The sequence below is a fragment of the Pedobacter sp. KBS0701 genome, assembly GCF_005938645.2.
Classification (GTDB): domain Bacteria; phylum Bacteroidota; class Bacteroidia; order Sphingobacteriales; family Sphingobacteriaceae; genus Pedobacter.
The window spans coordinates 1,879,098-1,897,610 of sequence record NZ_CP042171.1; the positions used below are offsets into that span (position 1 = coordinate 1,879,098).

The following is an 18,513-nucleotide window of genomic DNA, read 5'->3' on the forward strand; positions in this document are numbered from 1 at the left end:
TAGTACAAATTTGGCATTAGGAAGACCAGGATTTAACAGGGGACCACGTCCACCTTTTAAGAAAAAAGAAGCAGAGCATAACATTAATCAGTATATTAAATCGCCCGAAGTGCGTTTAGCTGGCGATAATGTTGAACCGGGGATTTATCCTTTGGCAAAAGCTTTGGCACTTGCTGATGAACTGGAATTGGATTTGGTAGAAATATCTCCAAATGCCGTACCGCCAGTTTGTAGGATTATTGATTACAGTAAATTTGTTTACGAGCAAAAGAAAAAGCAGAAAGAAATTAAAGCTAATGCGAAACAAACTGTAATTAAGGAGATCCGTTTTGGTCCTAACACCAATGATCACGATTTCCAGTTTAAATTAAAGCATGCAGTAAGCTTTTTAGAGAACGGTGAGAAAGTTAGGGCTTACGTGCATTTTAAAGGTAGAGCAATTGTTTACAAAGAGCAGGGAGAAATTTTATTATTAAAATTTGCCCAGGCTTTAGAAGATGTAGGAAAAGTAGAGTTATTACCTAAGTTAGAAGGTAAACGTATGTTCCTGACAGTTGCGCCTAAAGTAGCAAAAAAATAAAAATAGGTTTATAAATTAAAAAACAGGTTATGCCAAAAATGAAAACCAATTCCAGTGCTAAAAAGCGTTTTTCGCTTACTGGAACAGGTAAAATCAAAAGAAACAACGCATACAAAAGTCACATCTTAACTAAGATGAGTACTAAACGTAAACGTGCCTTAGGTCAAGCAAGTATCGTATCTGATGCTGATATGGGTAACGTTAAACGTATGCTTTGTATCGGAAAGTAATTTATTAATTCACCAGGTATCAGGCTTTAAGTTTCCGGTTAAAAGGAACGCCGCTTACCAAAAAACAACAACAACATGCCACGTTCGGTAAACGCAGTAGCTTCGAGAAGAAGAAGAAAAAAGATCCTTAATTTAGCCAAAGGTTATTGGGGAGCAAGAAGTAAGGTTTATACTGTTGCTAAAAACACAGTAGAAAAAGGTTTGCAATATGCATACCGTGACCGTAAAGTTAAGAAAAGAGAATTCCGCGGATTGTGGATCCAACGTATCAACGCTGGTGCACGTCAACATGGTATTTCTTACTCTCAATTGATCGGTAAACTAGCTTCAAAAGAAATCGGTTTAAACCGTAAAGTATTGGCTGATTTAGCAATGAATCACCCAGAAGCTTTCAAAGCTGTAATTGATGCAGTAAAATAGAAATTTTCGCTTAGGCGATAATCATATTTAGAAAAGGTTCCGATGCAAATCGGGACCTTTTTTGTTTCATTTTGTTCGCCATCTCGACTGGAGTAACGCGGAATGGAGAGATATAAATCAAAAGTGCCATTAGACAGATTTTGCTTCGAAGAGCCTTCAGGTTCCCGACTTAGTTGTAGTCCGCCCGAAACAACGAATATTCTATGATAGAGCTAGTAGTTGTTCTGAAAACGCTTACCGCCAAGCGCTAAGCGTTTTCTTTTTATTTATTAAGGCGTTAGGCACATTAAGGTTATTGTACGCCGTGTAGCAATGAATAAGTGACTATTGACCGTCTAAATTTGTAGTTGGGGGACGTTTGGAGTCGATTAATCAATTTAGACAATTAACCGATTAACCCATCTCTGGTGAAACGTTTCTACCCCAAACTATTCGTAAACCTCATCCTGATTCCGCTTTGAAAATTGAGGATAATTTTAAAGATTTCTATCAGTGTTACCTTTTCAATTTTAGTCAAACTATCAATTTCAATAAAGTTATTAGGGGCAGCCTGATCATTGATAATAAGATTGGCCTGATGTTTTAATCTTAAACCCATCAGGTAATAGTACGATTGCGAAAGTTCGTTAAATTGCTCTTCGCTAAAAACACCCAGTTCTCTTAAGGCTTTTAAACGCTCGCCGGTATTTTCTTTTTGAAAGATCCTGTTCTGTAAGGCATAAACCCTTGCAAGATCTACAATAGGGGTCATGGCTGTTTTAATATCAAATACCTCTTTTTTATGGATTTTTTGCGTTCTGATATTTCTAAAATAAGTGAGCGGCGGCTCGTAGAGTAAGGCATTTTTCGCCAGGTATACGTAGAATTTTTCAATAGGTTTTTGTAATTCTTCATCAACAAAAGACCTTAGACTTTCCATAATAGCTAAATCGCCATAAATAGCCCTGCAATCGAAAAATGCAGCAAATTTTACAGCAGCTTCTGGCAAAGCCTCTTCTATCCAGTTTTTATAATTGTACTTCCAGTGCGATAGTGAATGCGTCCAGTTTGGGTTAGTGGCCATGTAGTCACCATCACAGTATACAAAACCCACAAAATTTAATTTATCCGAAACCTGGGTAGCCAGGTCAAGAAAATAAGAACGTACAGCTGCTCTATTTTCTTCTCCGGTATCTTCGTAAATAATGGCATTGTCCTGATCGGTTTTTAAGCTAAGCTCTTTTCTGCCCTCGCTACCTAAAACCATAAATACAAATTTTGCAGGTGGCGGGCCTAATTTGGCAATTACCTCTTCAATAATTTTAAAGGAAATGGTATCGGCAATAGTGGTAATTACCTCGTTTACAATTTTCGAATGCACACCTCTGGTCAATAGCTGTGATACTATACCAGGTACTTTCTGCCACTTTAGTTTTAAATCGCTGGTATTTACAGCCGACTTTACAGATTGGATAAAAACTAACGGAGATTCTGCCTGCTCACTTAACAGGCGATTTCTGCTGAGGAAACCAACATAATTGCCATTGTCATTTACCAATAAATAGCGAGATTTTTTACTGAACATCATCAATATTGCCTCATATACATAAGCATCAGGAGTTATGGTCACAATATTGGTGTCCATCACTTCATCAATCGGCAAATTTGCGTTCAGTTGTTTGGCAATTACATTATCTCTTAACGTAATATCGGTTACGAAGCCCAGATAAACGTCCTGATCACTTTTAATAAAGAGACAGCTGGTTTTCTGTTCAGACATTTTAATTGCCGCTTCAAAAATAGGTGTGCCAGGACTGCAGCTCACTATCTTTTTGAAAGTAATGTCTCCAATGCGGGCAGTATAAATTTGATCAGCTAGTTTATCCTCCATTAAAAAGTCCCTGTAAAATTCTTTTAAACGAAAATTCTTTTTTCTTTTTCTTCTCCAGGTTAAAAGTATGCTCCTGATGGTAGGCTGAAGTTAAGCTAATTTTGCCTGTTTTTAAAAGGTGAAAGAAAATCTTTGCCGTGTTTAGTGTATCAGATAAAGCATTGTGGCTATTTTCGGGTAGTTCATTAAATAAAACGGTATAAAATTTATCCAGTTTTAAATGACTGATCACCGTATTGGTAATATAGGGGGCGCTTGCCTTCATCGTACAGAAAAAAGTCAGGTTTTTAAATATATTTTCTTTTCCAATGCGGTACAATTCAACATTGACCATGTGATAATCGAGCTCAATAAAATGCCCGATAACCAAAGGTTTATATTTTTCTATATCTTCAGAAAACTTCAACATCACATTTTCTTTGTTTTCACCATATTCATTCAGGTATTCAGGGGTGATTTTATGAATTTTTAATGCAGCCTTATCAATGGTGAAACCGGTATTTTTAATGTAGTGATTCTCCCGCTTAATTTCCTGATAAGATTGATCATAAATAATCCAGGCAATCTGGACAATATGCGGCCAGTTCTTTTCTTTAGAATAAGGTGCCGTCCAATTTTTAGGCAGGCCTGAAGTTTCAGTATCAACAACGAGGAAGTATGCTTGCAATTTTGAATGGTTAGCGTATAAGATTGATCTATTTCAAAGATAATTATTTAAGAACATAAACTATAATTATTCATGCATCCTTTCAATAAAGGCGATTTATAATTAAAGCTTTTTTTATTTGTTAAAGTGAAAGATTAACACTTATTTGGTGCCAAAATTTAATTAAAATATGCGCTCTCTATTATTTAGCTCCCTAGCTTATATTTTGTGCCTTGGTTCTGCTTTTGCTCAGGAAAAGCTCCAGGAGAACATGCACTTTAAAAAACTCGGTAATGGTTTGGAAGTACTGGTTGTAGTAGACCGGACGGTACCGTTGGTTACCATCGAAATGGCCTGCAGAAATGGTTCATTTACTGAAACCAACGAATTTAATGGCTTAAGTCACCTTTACGAACATTTATTCTTTAAGGCAAATAAAGATTATCCTGATTTTGAACGTTTAAATTCGAGAATGAACGATCTGGATATCAATTCGAACGCCACTACGAGAGAAGAAGTGGTAAATTATTTTTTTACACTTCCTGCGGCTAATTTAAAGCCTGGTTTAAATTTAATGAATTCCTCTATCCGTTATCCGAAATTTATAAAGGAAGATATGGCTTTGGAAAATGAAGTGGTAAATGCTGAATTTACAAGGCACGAATCGAGTCCGATATTTGCTTTGATGGAGGCTAATTCGCGCCACATGTGGGGTGCAAATTATTCCCGTAAAAATGTAATTGGTAGCCACGAGGTGATTTTATCAGCTACTCCATCAAAAATGGATTCGATTAAAAATAAATACTATTGGCCAAATAATGCTGTTTTGGTCATTGCGGGCGATGTTAACGCTGATGAAGCTTTTAACTACGTAAATTCTATTTTTGGAAGCTGGAAACGATCGCCTTTTGATCCTTTTGTAAAATGGCCAGTTCCAGAGTTTAAACCACTTCAAAAAAACGACTATTATTTTGTAGAATCAAATAAGAGCCCTGTTCCGTTTATGCTTTTTAGCTGGCATGGTCCAGATACCAGAAACGATATTCCTGCCACTTATGCTGCTGATGTTTTTTCTTTTATCGTTAATCAAAACGGTTCGAAGATGAAACAGGCGCTTATTAATTCTGGATTGGCCCAGCAGGCAGATGTAAATTATTATACGCAAAAATATACTGGTCCAATTAGCCTGATGGTGAGTCCTAACCCGGCAAAAATAAAAGAATGTTACCAGGAAGTGTTGAAACAAATCTCACTTTGGGGTAATGATGATTATTTGTCTGATCTACAGATTGAAAGAGCCAAAAGATTATTATCTATTGAACAGGTAGAAAGGAGAGAGGTTACTTCCGATTATGCTCATTTACTTTCATTTTGGTGGGCTTCAGCATCAATTGATTATTATACCCATTACGAAGAAAATGTAAATAAAGTAACCAGGAAAGATTTATTAGATTATGTACGCAAGTATATTAAAGATAAACCTTATTGCGCCGGCCTGATGATGGATAAAGCAGGTATGACCGGAGTGAAGCCAGAAACATTTTTTAAATCACCCAAATAACTTAACGCTCAATGAAAAGATTCATATTTTTAATCAATTTTATCTTAGTTTTTCATATAGTTAACGCGCAAACGAAAGCCATTTCATTTGATGTGAATGGTTTAAAGGTGATTTTAAAGTCTACCCAGAAGGAAACGGTTAGTATGAGTATGTTTTTTAAAGGTGGTGTAATGAATTATAACGCTGAAAGGGCTGGAATAGAAAACCTGGCTCTGGCATCAGCAGCTACCTGCGGGACTAAAAATTATAGCGTTGTAGATTATAAGGAGCTAGCTGATGAATATGGAATTGATATTGCTGGTTCATCAGGCACTGACTATGGTACAATTAGTATGGATTGTATCTCTAAGTATCTTGATCAGGGCTGGAAGCTTTTTTCAGATGCAGTAATTAACCCTGCCTTTGATAAAACAGAGTTTCAAACCACTAAAGAGCGTATGATTACCGGGATTTATCATAGTCAATCTGATCCTGAAACCAGGATTGAACAGCTGACTATGGAAACGATGTTTAAAGCTTCTCCTTATAGCATTAATCCTTTGGGCACAAGCAAAACCGTTGGCGGCCTCACCGCAGAAATGGTTAGCAATTATTACCATAATGAATTGCTGAATAAGAATAAAATGTTTTTGGTAGTTGCCGGAAACATTACAAAAGAAGAACTGGAAAAAAAAATTCAAACTTCTTTTAGTGCGCTTAAAGGAAAAGATTACATCCCGCCAAATTACACCAATAAAACTTTAACTGGCGAACATTTGGTAATAGAGCAAAGGGATATTGCGACTAATTATATGAGTTGCATTATGAATGCCCCCGCGATGATGAATGCTGATTATTATGCTTTTGTGCTTGCAATTAATGCATTAAGTGGTAGTTTGAATTATGAACTGAGAACTAAGCTTGGGTTATCGTATGCGCCAGGCGCATACGTTAAAGTTCAGCAGATTCCATATACTTCTATGTTTGTAAGCACCACACAACCTAAAAAAGCGTTTAAAGCAATGATTGCTGTTTACAACGATATCAGAGAAGGGAAGTATGGCGAACGTTATCTTGAAGCATTAAAAAAGGACCATCGTGACAGGTACTACAGGCATCAGGAAAGTGCTGGTTCGATTGTAAAAGATTTAGGCGATGCTGAAGTTCTAGGGGATTTTAGTATAAATGAGAATATGGTAGCAAATTTCAACAAAGTAAGCTTACAGGATATGAAAACCTCTTTTGCGAAATATTTAAAAGGTGCTATTTGGATATACCTAGGAGATGAACAAGTGGGCAGAGCTGCTTTTCAATAATTGTTGAGGGGCGTGATTTGTTCGTGATGTCAGATGTTACCATTTGATACCAAATAAGTTTTGGAACTGAAATTCTTCAATTCTCGTTTTTGGTTAATGAATCTAGATTTGTTTATAGTCAGATGGTAACATCTGACTACACAACTAAAGCTGCAATCATGAAAGAGAGTTGTCAACTTTCTAGCGAAAAGTTATTAAGTTGAAGACTCAAATGCTATTATTTACTAATCAGTAAAAATGCCACAGCGGCCAATACTGATCCGATTATTGGCCCAACAATCGGTATCCAGGCATAAGCCCAGTCGCTGCTTCCTTTTCCCTTCATTGGGATTAAAAAGTGAATAATACGCGGACCTAAATCTCTTGCCGGATTTATGGCATATCCAGTTGTTCCCCCTAAACCCAAACCAATTACCCATACTAAAAATGCTACCGGAATTGCGCCCATTGAGCCTAAACCAATAGGAGTGGTAACGGTTTCTTTCGTGCCCATACTGGCATCAGTAAAATAAAAAATCACAAATATTAAAACGAAAGTGCCGATAATCTCTGATAACAAATTTGACGTCATGTTTCTGATGGCGGGAGCAGTTGCAAAAGGAGCAGCCTTTAAACCCTGATCATCAGTGGCGTCGAAATGGTCTTTGTAAATGATCCAAACTATAAAAGATCCTGTCATTGCGCCAGCTAACTGTGCCATGATGTAAAATGGAACCAACGCCCAGCTAAAGCCTTTTCCGATAGCAAGTCCGAGGGTTACAGCCGGATTTAAGTGCGCCCCGCTATACGGGCCTGCAACAACAACTCCTACAAATACGGCAAGTGCCCAAGCCGTTGTAATCACCATCCAACCACTGTTATTGCCTTTTGTACCTTTTAACACTACATTCGCTACCACACCATTTCCTAAGAGCATCATTAGCGCGGTACCAATAAATTCTGCAAGATATACGTTCATTATAAAATTTTAAGCAATTTGTAATTAATTTATTAGGTTCAATCAGATTAACAGCAATTTGTAACCAGCATCTGTTTATATAAGGCTGTCTCATAAATATAAGAACTGTCATTCTGAGCTTTTCGAAGGACTTGCTTTAAATGTCTTACAAGGCGTTTCAATACTTCGTCAAGCTCAGTACAGGCTAAGCTCAACGTGACAAATTCGGTTGAATTACAATTTATGATACAGCCTCGACGATCACCATTTATTAGTTCTCAGCATTTACCCTGGCCGCTTTAACCGCCCTGTTCCAGCCCTTTATTCTTTCGCTATTATCAATTCCTTCTTCAGCAATAAAGGTTCTGTTAATTTTCCATTGCGAACGGATCTGATCGATACTTTCCCAAAAACCCGTAGCCAAACCAGCCAGATAAGCAGCGCCAATAGCGGTAACTTCTGTTACATCTGGTCTGATTACTTTACAATTCAACAGATCAGCCTGAAACTGCATCAACAAATCATTGGAAGTAGCGCCACCATCAACTCTTAATTCGGCGATATTTACACCTGCATCTGCTTCCATAGCTTTCAAAACATCCATGGTTTGGTAAGCAATACTTTCCAGGGCTGCCCTTGCAATGTGCGATTTGTTTGTGCCTCTGGTTAATCCTGTTATCGTTCCGCGGGCATGCTGATCCCAATGTGGAGCACCCAGACCTGCAAAAGCAGGAACAACATAAACTCCATCGGTATCTTTTACTTTTTTAGCCAAAGTTTCTACATCAGCAGACCTTGAAATAAAGCCCATTTCGTCCCTAAGCCATTGTACAACCGCACCGCCTATAAAAATACTTCCTTCAAGCGCATAATTTACCTTGCCGTTAATCTGCCAGGCGATGGTTGTTAACAGGTTATTGGCAGAAATTTTTGGTTTCTCTCCGATATTCATCAGCATGAAACAACCCGTGCCATACGTATTTTTTACCATGCCAATTTCGGTACACATCTGACCGAAAAGTGCTGATTGCTGATCGCCGGCTATTCCCGCTATTGGAATTTTAGCCGCCAGTATTCTTCCGGCGGTTTCGCCATAAACTTCGCTTGATGATTTTACCTCCGGAAGCATCTCTTTTGGAATGGAAAATAATCCCAGCAGTTCTTCATCCCAGTTAAGGGTATGGATATTATAAAGCATGGTACGAGAGGCGTTGGTTACATCGGTTACATGTTTTTCACCTGCTGTTAATTTCCAGATTAACCAGGTGTCGATAGTTCCAAAGGCAAGTTTTCCGGCTTCAGCTTTTTCCCTTGCGCCTTCTACATTTTCCAAAATCCACCGGGCTTTGGTTGCAGAAAAATAAGAATCGATGATGAGGCCCGTTTTCGCCTGGATCTTGCCCGCCAAACCTTGGGATTTAATTTCGTCGCAATAGGCTGAAGTACGCCTGTCTTGCCAAACAATAGCATTATAAATGGGCATCCCTGTTTCTTTGTCCCAAACTACTGTGGTTTCGCGCTGATTGGTAATGCCTATGGCAGAAATATCGTTTACGGTGAGACTGGCTTTTACAATTACTTCTGTAACAACGGCCAGCTGTGTCGACCAGATTTCCATCGGATCATGTTCCACCCATCCGGCTTTAGGGTAAATCTGCGTGAATTCTTTTTGCGCAATGGCAACAATTTCGCCATCGTGGTTAAAAATAATGGCTCTCGAACTTGTGGTTCCCTGATCGATAGACAAGATGTATTTGCTCATAATTAAGAATCTGGTTAGTGGTCTATGCCTTAACAGTTATTTTATAGGTTGATGATAAAGGTAACCATCAGCTAATTTATTAAAAGTTTGAATTTGATTGGCCTTCCAGTTTTCATCTGCCGATAATTCTTTGGCCAGGAGCAAGGCTACCCGTGGCGCCATATCCTTTGCAGCCTGAGCATCAATAAATAATACCCTTAGCCTTCTGCTTAAAATATCCTCTACGGTTTCGGCCATTTCATTCCTTGCCGACCAAACTACTTCGGCTTCTACAAAAGGAAAAGATGGATGTAACTGTTGCCCGAGACCTGGATTTTGTTTGATTAAAACCTCAATTTTATCACGGTCTGATCCATATATCGATAAATGATGATCTTCTTTAATGATATGGCTGCCATGGATGCTGAGATTTTCAGTTACACATGCTTTCGGTTCTAAACCGGCCTCAGTAATGGCCAAATCAACGGTTTCTTCAGCCATACGGCGGTATGTGGTCCATTTTCCACCGGTTATGGTAATTAATCCCTTTGCCGAGACGATCAGTTTATGATCCCTGCTGATTTCTTTTGTACTGTTCCCATCACCATTGGTAGGGGCGGCCAATGGTCGTAAACCAGAGAACACACTTAAGATATCTTTCTCAAGGGGCATGCGGTTAAAATAGCTTGCCGCAGTGCTCATAATAAAATCTACCTCTTCTTTTAAAGCACGTGGCTCAAGGCTGTGTTCATCCAATGGGGTATCGGTGGTGCCTACTAGCAAATGATCATGCCATGGAACCGCAAACAATACACGCCCATCAGCAGTTTTCGGGATCATTAAGGCAGATTTGCTGTTTAAAAAGCTTTTTTCCAATACCAGATGCACACCCTGACTGGGGCGGACCATCTTTTTCGAATCGGGATTGTTCATGTGCAGGATATCATCTACAAACACCCCTGTGGCATTAATTACTACTTTGCCCTTGAACTGTGCTTTTAAACCTGTTATGGTATCTTCTGTTTCGATCCCTGTAACGGTTTCGCCATATTTTAATAAACCAGTTACTTTAGTGTAATTTAATAATGTAGCACCTTTTTCGATAGCGGTTTGAGCTATATTGATGGCTAAACGGGCATCATCAAACTTTCCATCATAATACCTGATGCTGCCTTTTAAACCTTTTGCTTTAATGCCGGACATCATGGACAATGTTTCTTTTTTAGAGAAATATTTAGATTTCCCGAAACTGTATTTTCCTGCCAGCCAATCGTAAAGAGTAAGTCCGGTTAAATATTTAATAATGGAAAACCAATCGTAGCAGGGGATCAGAAATGCTTCTTTATGTACTAAGTGTTTAGCGTTCTGTTGTAACAATCCACGTTCTTTAAGGGCATGTCTCACCAGGCCAATATCTCCCTGGGCCAGATAGCGTACGCCTCCGTGCACCAGTTTTGTGCTCCGGCTCGATGTTCCTTTTGCATAATCAGCCTGCTCTACCAGTAAGGTTTTATAGCCACGGCTGGCCGCATCAAGCGCTGTACCCAAGCCTGTTGCCCCGCCTCCAATGATGATCAGGTCCCAATTTATGTTTTCTGCTACCAGCGGCTGATGTAATCTTTTCATTTTTATATTTAAAAGTAACAAAACGAAACAATACGCAATTATAAGAAATCGTAAGTGAAATGATATAATATGTGCGTTAAAAATTTATTAAATATTTGTGTAAAATATTTTATAGCATTTTTTTATTACTAATTTGCAGCACGCTAATTTAATATACTATGATGAATTTGGCTGAGAGGCACCAGTTTATTTTAAGTCGCCTGCAACGTGATCAATACGTAAATGTTGTGGATTTGTGTAAGGAATTGAAAGTGTCGTCTGTAACAATAAGAAAGGACTTAAAACTACTGGAAGACAAGAGCCTTCTGTTTAGAACACACGGTGGTGCAACCGTAAACAATCCATATACGGTAGATCGTCCGGTTAATGAAAAAGAGAAAATACAATCTACCGAGAAGAATAAAATTGGGATAGCTGCCGCTGCATTATTAAACGACAATGATTCTATCGTAATAGCATCAGGTACCACGGTACTGTATTTTGCGAAGAACATTGCGCCCGCAACAAACCTAACCGTTGTTACTTCTGCATTAAATGTGGCGCTGGAATTAATGCGCGAACCGAGTATTGAAGTAATACAATTAGGTGGGCTGCTGAGAAAAAGTTCTTCCTCCGTAATGGGCGCTTATGCCGAACAGGTTTTACAGGATTTTTATTTCAATAAGCTGTTTTTGGGGGTAGATGGAATTGATCTGGATTTCGGATTAACCACTACAAATGCTATGGAGGCCCATTTAAACCGCAAAATGATCGGTGCTTCACAAAAAACAATTGTACTGGCCGATTCTACCAAATTTGGTAAAAGAGGCTTTGGAAAGATATGCGGATTAGAAGAAATTGACCATATCATCACAGATAAAGGAATTTCTGAACAAATTGTAAAACATTTAGAAGGCTTGGGTGTTACTGTTACTATCGTGTAGCGCATTCCACGCGAACGGTAAATCCCAAACATATAATTTGAACATGGAAAAAAAACGAATACACATTTTAGAAGACGATCAGGAGATCAGAAACGTGATTGAAATCCTGTTAAAAGAAGAGGGTTTTGAATTACAGCTTTCCTCATCTTTTGCAGAGCTGAAGAAAAATATCCAGGATGCAATGCCTGATCTTTTCTTGTTAGATGTAATGTTACCAGATGGAAACGGAGCTGAGATTTGCGAAGATTTAAAAAACGATATTTTTACCAAACACATCCCGATTATTGTAATGTCAGCACAGAACAATAGCGAGCAAAAAGCGATTGATGCCCTTGCAGATGATTACATCAGCAAACCTTTCGATATTGATGATGTGCTTGAACGTATTCATGCACAATTAAAAAGAAGTGCCGAAAACCGGACTAAAGTTTAGTTGAAACAGGATATAAAAAAAGAGAGAAGCTTAACCGGCCTCTCTCTTTTTTTGACCTGGATTTTTCTAGTACTCGATTACCACTTTACCAATGGTTTTACCGCTTTCCAATAAACGGTGGGCTTCTTTTAAGTTTTCAACCGTAAATCCCTTCAATGTTTGGTTTAAGGTCGTTTTAAGTGTGCCATTGTCAAATAATTTGGCCAGTTCATTTAAAATGTGATGTTGCTGTTCCATATCATCAGTTTGGTACATCGAGCGTGTGTACATCAGTTCCCACGAAAAGGTAACACTTTTGTTTTTTAATTTGTTTAGCGCAATTGGAGTGGCTGAGCCTGTTATTGATACGATATGGCCCTGCGGTTTAATCAGCTCTACCAGGTCATCCCAGTAACTGTTCAGGTCTACAAAATCGAGAATAAAATCCACTTCCTTAAAACCTGCCTCACGTACTTCTTCAACCAGGTTTTTATGATTTACCACTACGTCTGCACCCATGGCTTTACACCATTCTTTTGTTTTTGGCCGCGATGCTGTAGTAATCACTTTTAAGCCACTTATTTTCTTCGCCAGCTGTATGGCAATGGAACCAACACCGCCTGCACCACCGATAATCAGGATGCTTTTTCCTTTATCTTTTTGCTCACTGATGCGGATGCGGTCGTAAAGTGATTCCCATGCCGTAAGTGCTGTTAATGGCATGGCTGCTGCTTCAGTGTCCGTTAATGATTTAGGTTTTAAACCTACTATACGTTCATCAATCAATTGATATTCGGCGTTTGATCCGCTTCGCGTTAAGTCTCCGGCATAATACACTTCATCTCCGGCTTTAAAAAAGGTAACGCCTTCGCCAACAGCTTCAATTGTTCCAACAGCATCCCAGCCAATTACTTTCGGTGTTTCCAGTACAGTGTCTTTGGCGCTGTTCTGGCGGATTTTAAAATCAACCGGATTTACGCTGATGGCCTTTATTTTTACGAGCAGGTCGCGTCCTTCCGGCTGTGGAACAGGTGTTTCAAACGCGATAAAACTTTCGTTTTCGCTTATTGGGAGTGAGGTTTTAAATCCTATGGCTTTCATTGCTGATGAATTATTTTTAATTAAATATATTGTTTTTATATAGCAAATATAAACTGATATAGTTTTGTAAAACGCTGGCTTTTTTAACTCGCAAAAGGGGATGAGTCTTTAAGCCTTTAGAAGCTCATTTGTGAGTTAGTTGGTCTAAGAGGTAATTTAATTCTGTAAAATCATCTCAAAATCCGTAATGTGCAGTAGATCATAACAATATATGATGGGAGTCATAAATATCGAACTGTTAAGTTTTGATATTTATACCTGTAAATCAATGTGTTATGAAAAATAAAAATATTTGCAAAAGCTCCGCTACCATTAAGGTGATTTTTATTTCTTTAACGCTGTTTTGGGCCTTCTTATTGGTATTTAACGCTTTTGGGGTGCCCCTTAAAAACGCTGAATCAGTAAATGCCGATTCGCTCTCTATCAGAAAAGAAATCGCTGGCCTGCGTCCAAAACTGAATTACCCCAATCTTGTTGACCGTTTCTATCAGGAAAGATTATATAAAAATGCCTGGGTAAGGCAGGACACGGTTAAATCAGATGTCTGGATGTCGATGTTATTGATGGACTGCGTATTGCAGTTTGGCTTGAACAGAAACGATTTTCATCCCGATCAGCTCACTTATGATGCGCTTCGTCCGCTTACCAAACCAGGTGCCAAAGTACAAGAGCAGGAAGTTTTTGATATTTACTTAACGGATGCCCTGATTACCCTGATCAATCATCTTCATTACGGTAAATTTAATCCGGTAGTTACCACCGGGCGATTGGAATCGAAAATACCTTTGGGTTTTGATCCGGTGTTACAGCTCGGGAAAGCCATTGGGCATCCTAATTTTATGAGCAATGTTACATCGGCCCAGCCGCAAACAAATATGTATAGAATGCTCCAGGATTACCTCCATTTGGTAAAAGGGCAATATATAGACGATTGTTATGAGTTCCCGGAAGGTGATGCCAGAAAAATGGCCATTAATATGGAGCGGTTACGCTGGATAAATACTGACGATCGTTATTTTATACAGATCAATATCCCCTCATACACACTTAAGTTGATAAAGGATGATCGCATAGTGGTATTTAAAACCGTTGTAGGCAAGCCTTCCAGTTCTACGCCAGAACTGGAAAGTACAGTTAATAAAATCACCACGTCGCCAGACTGGAAAGTTCCGCATAAAATATTTACAACCGAACTGTTGCCAAAAATATGGAAAGATTCAACCTACCTGATCAGCAACCATTACAGTATTTACGACCGGAAGGAAAACGTGGTGCCTTTAACCAAAAGTACCATCGCCTCCATTAAGGCTAGTCCTAACTTGTATCATGCCAGGCAGTCATCTGGTTGTGATAATGCGCTGGGTAAGGTTGTATTCCGGTTTCCGAATATTTTTGATATTTACCTGCACGATACCCCGGAACAGCAATTATTTAAAAAACAAGAAAGGGCATTTAGCCATGGTTGTATCAGGGTAGAAAATGCTGGTTTACTTGCCGAACTGTTATTGCAGAATGATGGAGCAGCAGATAAAATGCCAGCTTTAAAATCATCAATGCTTAACATGATTAAAAAAGATTTTCGCCTTAAAAGTACTGTTCCGATAAAGATCACCTACATCACCTGCGAGATTAATGACGGTCAGCTCAGTGTATATCCTGATATATATCGCCGCGATCAGGTTTTGGAAAATTTAATGTTTCCCATTAATAATAAACTGGTAAAGAAGTAAAGTGCTTGTAATCACCTTTGGTTTTACCTACTGCTTATAGCATTACCATCTAAAACCTGATTTAGACCAATTTTTGTCCTGATGAAGAATGTCGTTATTTAAGCCATTGGCATAGGTGAAAAAACAAATAACCTTAACTTGCCCCGGTCTTTCGGGAGATAAAAAGGATGCACACAGCTATAAAAATCTGTTTTTATCTGTGTGCATCAGTGGTTAAAAACCTTAACCTAATGAGAATGCCTGATGACGGTAATTTTTGGTCGTGAAAAAGTGATCGCGGTCATTTTTTGTTTTGAGCCTTATCATCGCTGTATCAATTAAACCAAGGTAGTTTTGCTGTAGAAATTATTTGGTCATTCATTATGTCGGGGACCATTTTACATCAAGAAACACCATGTTACACTCCTTTCATATTCCTGTTTTAGGCTTGGGTTACTCTATTGATACCCCATTAAAAGTTGCCAGGTATGGCATTTCTTCCGTACTCTCTATTGTTGATGACGAATTGGTAGAGCGTATGCGGGCTTATCATTCACAGAACAGATCGGTGGATTTCGAGGCGATTGCCAAAGGTGAAAGCGATAGCCGTAGCCGACGCATTACTGCATACCTCAACCTTTTATCCGATTGCGTCAACCAGGATTTTAAAGCTTTAAAACAGCAGGATTTTAAGCGAGGGAATGATATCTGCCGCTATTTCGAACTTTTGCCCGATAACTCAAAATTAAAGCATGGTTACGAATTGATGATGGGGTATCCTGAAGGGGAAACCAAACAAAGCTTGCAATCCCTACTGAAAAATGCGATGCGCATGGGTACCATTGACGTTAACATTATGGCTAAGGTGGATAAAATGAACTATGTGAATGGCAAATACACTGGTGATGGAAATACAGATGCGCTAGCGGCTTTACGCGGTTTTGCAGAAAGTAAACTTAATGCTTCAATAGTACTTTCTGCTGGGATGAACCCCAAATTATACAGCTATATGGAACATTTTCCGGACTTTTTTCCAGGTGAAAATGCTTCATTAAAAAAGAGGATTATTTTAAAAGTAAGTGATTTCAGGTCGGCCTTGATTCAGGCTAAATTTTTGGCCAAAAAAGGATTATGGGTATCAGAGTTCAGGATCGAATCGGGCTTAAATTGTGGTGGCCATGCATTTGCCACAGAAGGCTATTTGCTGGGACCGATTCTGGAGGAATTTAAAACTAAAAAAAACGACATGTACCGGGAGCTTTTTGAAATGTATCAGCTTGCCTTGATGCAAAAGGAAATTACGGTCGAAAAACAACCCAAGCAAAAGATCACAGTGCAGGGCGGAATCGGAACTGCTTCAGAACATCAGTTTCTGTTGCAACATTATCATCTCGATGCCACAGGCTGGGGAAGTCCTTTTTTACTGGTACCAGAGGTAACCAATGTAGATGCTGATACCTTATTACAACTTACCGGCGCAACAACACAGGATTTTTATTTAAGCAATGCCTCACCATTAGGGATCCGTTTTAATAATTTCAGGAACAGTACCATAGAGCAGCAGCGCACCGGGCGGATTGAAAAGGGGAGACCGGGAAGCCCCTGTACCAAGAAATACCTCTGCAATAATACCGAATTTACCGAACAGGCCATCTGCACCGCATCGCGGGAATATCAGCACTTAAAGATCAACAGCCTTAAAACAGCTAACCTAAGCGCTGATGAATATGAAAAGCAATTTAAGGAAATTACCGGAAAAATATGTCTTTGCGAAGGGCTCTGCTCTTCCACTTACTTAAAATATAATATTCTTAAACGCAAAGAAAATAAGGCGGTGGCTATCTGTCCGGGACCAAATCTGGCCTATTTCTCCGATGTATATTCTTTTGATGAAATGGTCGGTCATATTTATGGTAAAGTTAATCTCCTGGAGCAGGTAGAGCGGCCTCACGTTTTTATCAAAGAGCTTAACCTTTATATCGATTACCTGCAGGAAGATATTAAACAGCAGTTGCAGCAATTTAGTGATAAAAAGATAAAACAGTTAAACGGGTTTAAACAGCAACTGGCCAAAGGAATCAATTATTATAAAAAGCTTTTCAGCGAAATGACAGATCAGGCTTCTGACGACATTAAGCAATTATATGAACAGCTGGCAAGTTCGAAACATAAACTTGATGCACTGATTGTTGGCTAAGAAAAAAGATCGCTAATACTTTTATCTATATTTACGGAGATATACTTGAAGCATAATGGATAGGTCGAAATTTTTGGATGCAATTATTGAAAATGCTATTGATGGGATTATTACCATCGATGATAAGGGGATTATAGAACATTTAAATCCTGCTGCGCTTGAGCTTTTTGGTTATGGAAGGGAAGAGTTAGTGGGGATGAACATTTCGGTGCTGATGCCTGAACCCGATCATTCGCGTCATGATGGATACTTGTCCAGGTACGAACACACGGGGCAGAAACACATTATTGGCATCGGGAGAGAGGTTTCTGGCAAGCGTAAAGATGGTTCTGTATTTCCGTTCAGGCTGGGGGTGAGCGAGATCAAATTTAGTGATCGTAAAATTTATACGGGTTTTATCCACGACTTGAGCAAAGAAAAAGCCAACGAAGAACAGATTAAAAGTTATACCGAAAAACTGGAAGTTAAGATAAAAGAACGTACACAGGACCTGGTTAAACTCGTGTCGGAACTGGAAATGGCCAAAGAAAATATGCGTGCACTTTTTCAAAAGGAAAAGGAACTCAACCAGCTTAAAACCAGGTTTGTATCTATGGCCTCGCATGAGTTTAGAACACCGCTCAGTGCCATTCAGCTTTCAGCATCACTCATTGATAAATATACCACCAAACAGGATGTGGCCAGTGTGGAGAAGCATACCTTGAAAATTAAAAATTCCATCAATAACCTCACTACGATATTAAACGATTTCCTTTCGCTCGAGAAACTGGAGGCCGGGAAAGTGGAGGCATCGGTACAAGCTTTTAATATCATCAGTTTTGCCGAAGAAATAGCTGAAGAGATGCAGATGATGACCAAACAAAACCAGCATATTATTTACGAACATACCGGAACAACCGCAGAGGTTTACCTTGACCCGAACCTGTTGAAGAACTGCATCATCAACCTGATTTCCAATTCGATCAAATACAGTGGTGAGGATACGCTTATCCAGTTTAATTCCATTTTAAAAGATGATGAACTGATTTTAGAGGTTAAAGACAATGGGATTGGTATTCCGGCAGCCGATCAGGGCAATCTTTTCGAACCATTTTTCAGGGCACACAATACCGGCGATATTCCGGGAACAGGACTAGGATTGAACATTGTAAAAAGATATGTTGGCCTGATGAACGGCACCGTAACCTGCAATAGCGAGCAGCACTCGGGCACGGTATTTACCCTTATTTTTCCCTTTAAAAATAATTTTATAATTTAAGATCTAT

General features: G+C 39.0%; 16 protein-coding genes. 10 read left to right on the forward strand and 6 right to left on the reverse strand.

What is annotated here, in order from left to right; genetic code table 11:
* Positions 1 to 10: 10 nt before the first annotated feature.
* The 3 genes from infC to rplT all read left to right on the forward strand — a co-directional run bounded on the left by infC (position 11) and on the right by rplT (position 1,230).
* A complete protein-coding gene (gene infC / locus FFJ24_RS07400; protein ID WP_051691975.1) occupies positions 11 to 580 on the forward strand; it encodes a translation initiation factor IF-3 in 570 nt (189 codons plus the stop codon).
* Between the two features lie 29 nt (positions 581 to 609).
* Positions 610 to 810 (forward strand): 50S ribosomal protein L35, encoded by a 201-nt coding sequence (gene rpmI, locus FFJ24_RS07405; protein ID WP_029279105.1) that lies wholly within the window; start codon positions 610 to 612, stop codon positions 808 to 810.
* A gap of 75 nt (positions 811 to 885) precedes the next feature.
* Entirely contained in the window at positions 886 to 1,230 is a 345-nt protein-coding gene (gene rplT / locus FFJ24_RS07410) for a 50S ribosomal protein L20 (protein ID WP_025144714.1), read from the forward strand.
* A gap of 418 nt (positions 1,231 to 1,648) precedes the next feature.
* On the opposite strand, the gene FFJ24_RS07415 is transcribed toward rplT, so the two are convergent.
* The gene (locus tag FFJ24_RS07415; protein WP_138820853.1) at positions 1,649 to 3,100 is read right to left on the reverse strand and encodes a DUF294 nucleotidyltransferase-like domain-containing protein; all 1,452 of its coding nucleotides are present in this window, start codon (positions 3,098 to 3,100) and stop codon (positions 1,649 to 1,651) included.
* Entirely contained in the window at positions 3,090 to 3,767 is a 678-nt protein-coding gene (locus tag FFJ24_RS07420) for a 3'-5' exonuclease (protein ID WP_168202407.1), read from the reverse strand. The genes FFJ24_RS07415 and FFJ24_RS07420 overlap by 11 nt, the downstream gene beginning before the upstream one ends.
* A gap of 169 nt (positions 3,768 to 3,936) precedes the next feature.
* Here FFJ24_RS07420 and FFJ24_RS07425 point away from each other — a divergent pair, with 169 nt between their 5' ends.
* Both FFJ24_RS07425 and FFJ24_RS07430 read left to right on the forward strand, forming a co-directional pair.
* Positions 3,937 to 5,307, forward strand: a complete 1,371-nt coding sequence (locus tag FFJ24_RS07425) for a pitrilysin family protein (RefSeq protein WP_138820855.1) — start codon at positions 3,937 to 3,939, stop codon at positions 5,305 to 5,307.
* A gap of 11 nt (positions 5,308 to 5,318) precedes the next feature.
* Positions 5,319 to 6,602 carry a pitrilysin family protein gene (locus FFJ24_RS07430; RefSeq protein WP_138820856.1) on the forward strand — a complete coding sequence of 428 codons (1,284 nt, stop codon included), beginning with the start codon at positions 5,319 to 5,321 and terminating at the stop codon, positions 6,600 to 6,602.
* A 217-nt stretch (positions 6,603 to 6,819) separates the two neighbouring features.
* Here the strand turns inward: FFJ24_RS07430 and FFJ24_RS07435 are convergent, their stop codons facing one another.
* The 3 genes from FFJ24_RS07435 to FFJ24_RS07445 form a co-directional block, all read right to left on the reverse strand.
* Positions 6,820 to 7,560 (reverse strand): MIP/aquaporin family protein, encoded by a 741-nt coding sequence (locus FFJ24_RS07435; RefSeq protein ID WP_138820857.1) that lies wholly within the window; start codon positions 7,558 to 7,560, stop codon positions 6,820 to 6,822.
* Between the two features lie 250 nt (positions 7,561 to 7,810).
* Positions 7,811 to 9,301 carry a glycerol kinase GlpK gene (glpK, locus tag FFJ24_RS07440; protein WP_138820858.1) on the reverse strand — a complete coding sequence of 497 codons (1,491 nt, stop codon included), beginning with the start codon at positions 9,299 to 9,301 and terminating at the stop codon, positions 7,811 to 7,813.
* Between the two features lie 36 nt (positions 9,302 to 9,337).
* Positions 9,338 to 10,906 carry a glycerol-3-phosphate dehydrogenase/oxidase gene (locus FFJ24_RS07445; protein WP_138820859.1) on the reverse strand — a complete coding sequence of 523 codons (1,569 nt, stop codon included), beginning with the start codon at positions 10,904 to 10,906 and terminating at the stop codon, positions 9,338 to 9,340.
* Between the two features lie 158 nt (positions 10,907 to 11,064).
* On the opposite strand from FFJ24_RS07445, the gene FFJ24_RS07450 reads away from it, so the two are divergent.
* Positions 11,065 to 11,829 (forward strand): DeoR/GlpR family DNA-binding transcription regulator, encoded by a 765-nt coding sequence (locus FFJ24_RS07450; protein WP_138820860.1) that lies wholly within the window; start codon positions 11,065 to 11,067, stop codon positions 11,827 to 11,829.
* A 43-nt stretch (positions 11,830 to 11,872) separates the two neighbouring features.
* Positions 11,873 to 12,262: a response regulator transcription factor gene (locus tag FFJ24_RS07455; RefSeq protein WP_138820861.1), complete on the forward strand. Its 390-nt coding sequence runs from the start codon at positions 11,873 to 11,875 to the stop codon at positions 12,260 to 12,262.
* A 66-nt stretch (positions 12,263 to 12,328) separates the two neighbouring features.
* Here the strand turns inward: FFJ24_RS07455 and FFJ24_RS07460 are convergent, their stop codons facing one another.
* Entirely contained in the window at positions 12,329 to 13,342 is a 1,014-nt protein-coding gene (locus FFJ24_RS07460) for a zinc-binding alcohol dehydrogenase family protein (RefSeq protein ID WP_138820862.1), read from the reverse strand.
* A gap of 275 nt (positions 13,343 to 13,617) precedes the next feature.
* Between FFJ24_RS07460 and FFJ24_RS07465 the strand changes: the two genes are divergently transcribed.
* The 3 genes from FFJ24_RS07465 (at position 13,618) to FFJ24_RS07475 (ending at position 18,506) form a co-directional block, all read left to right on the forward strand.
* Positions 13,618 to 15,072 (forward strand): L,D-transpeptidase family protein, encoded by a 1,455-nt coding sequence (locus tag FFJ24_RS07465; RefSeq protein ID WP_138820863.1) that lies wholly within the window; start codon positions 13,618 to 13,620, stop codon positions 15,070 to 15,072.
* 394 nt (positions 15,073 to 15,466) lie between these two features.
* Complete coding sequence (locus tag FFJ24_RS07470) at positions 15,467 to 17,248, forward strand: hypothetical protein (RefSeq protein WP_138820864.1); 1,782 nt, start codon at positions 15,467 to 15,469, stop codon at positions 17,246 to 17,248.
* A 55-nt stretch (positions 17,249 to 17,303) separates the two neighbouring features.
* Positions 17,304 to 18,506: a PAS domain-containing sensor histidine kinase gene (locus FFJ24_RS07475; protein WP_138820865.1), complete on the forward strand. Its 1,203-nt coding sequence runs from the start codon at positions 17,304 to 17,306 to the stop codon at positions 18,504 to 18,506.
* The last annotated feature ends 7 nt before the right edge of the window (positions 18,507 to 18,513 follow it).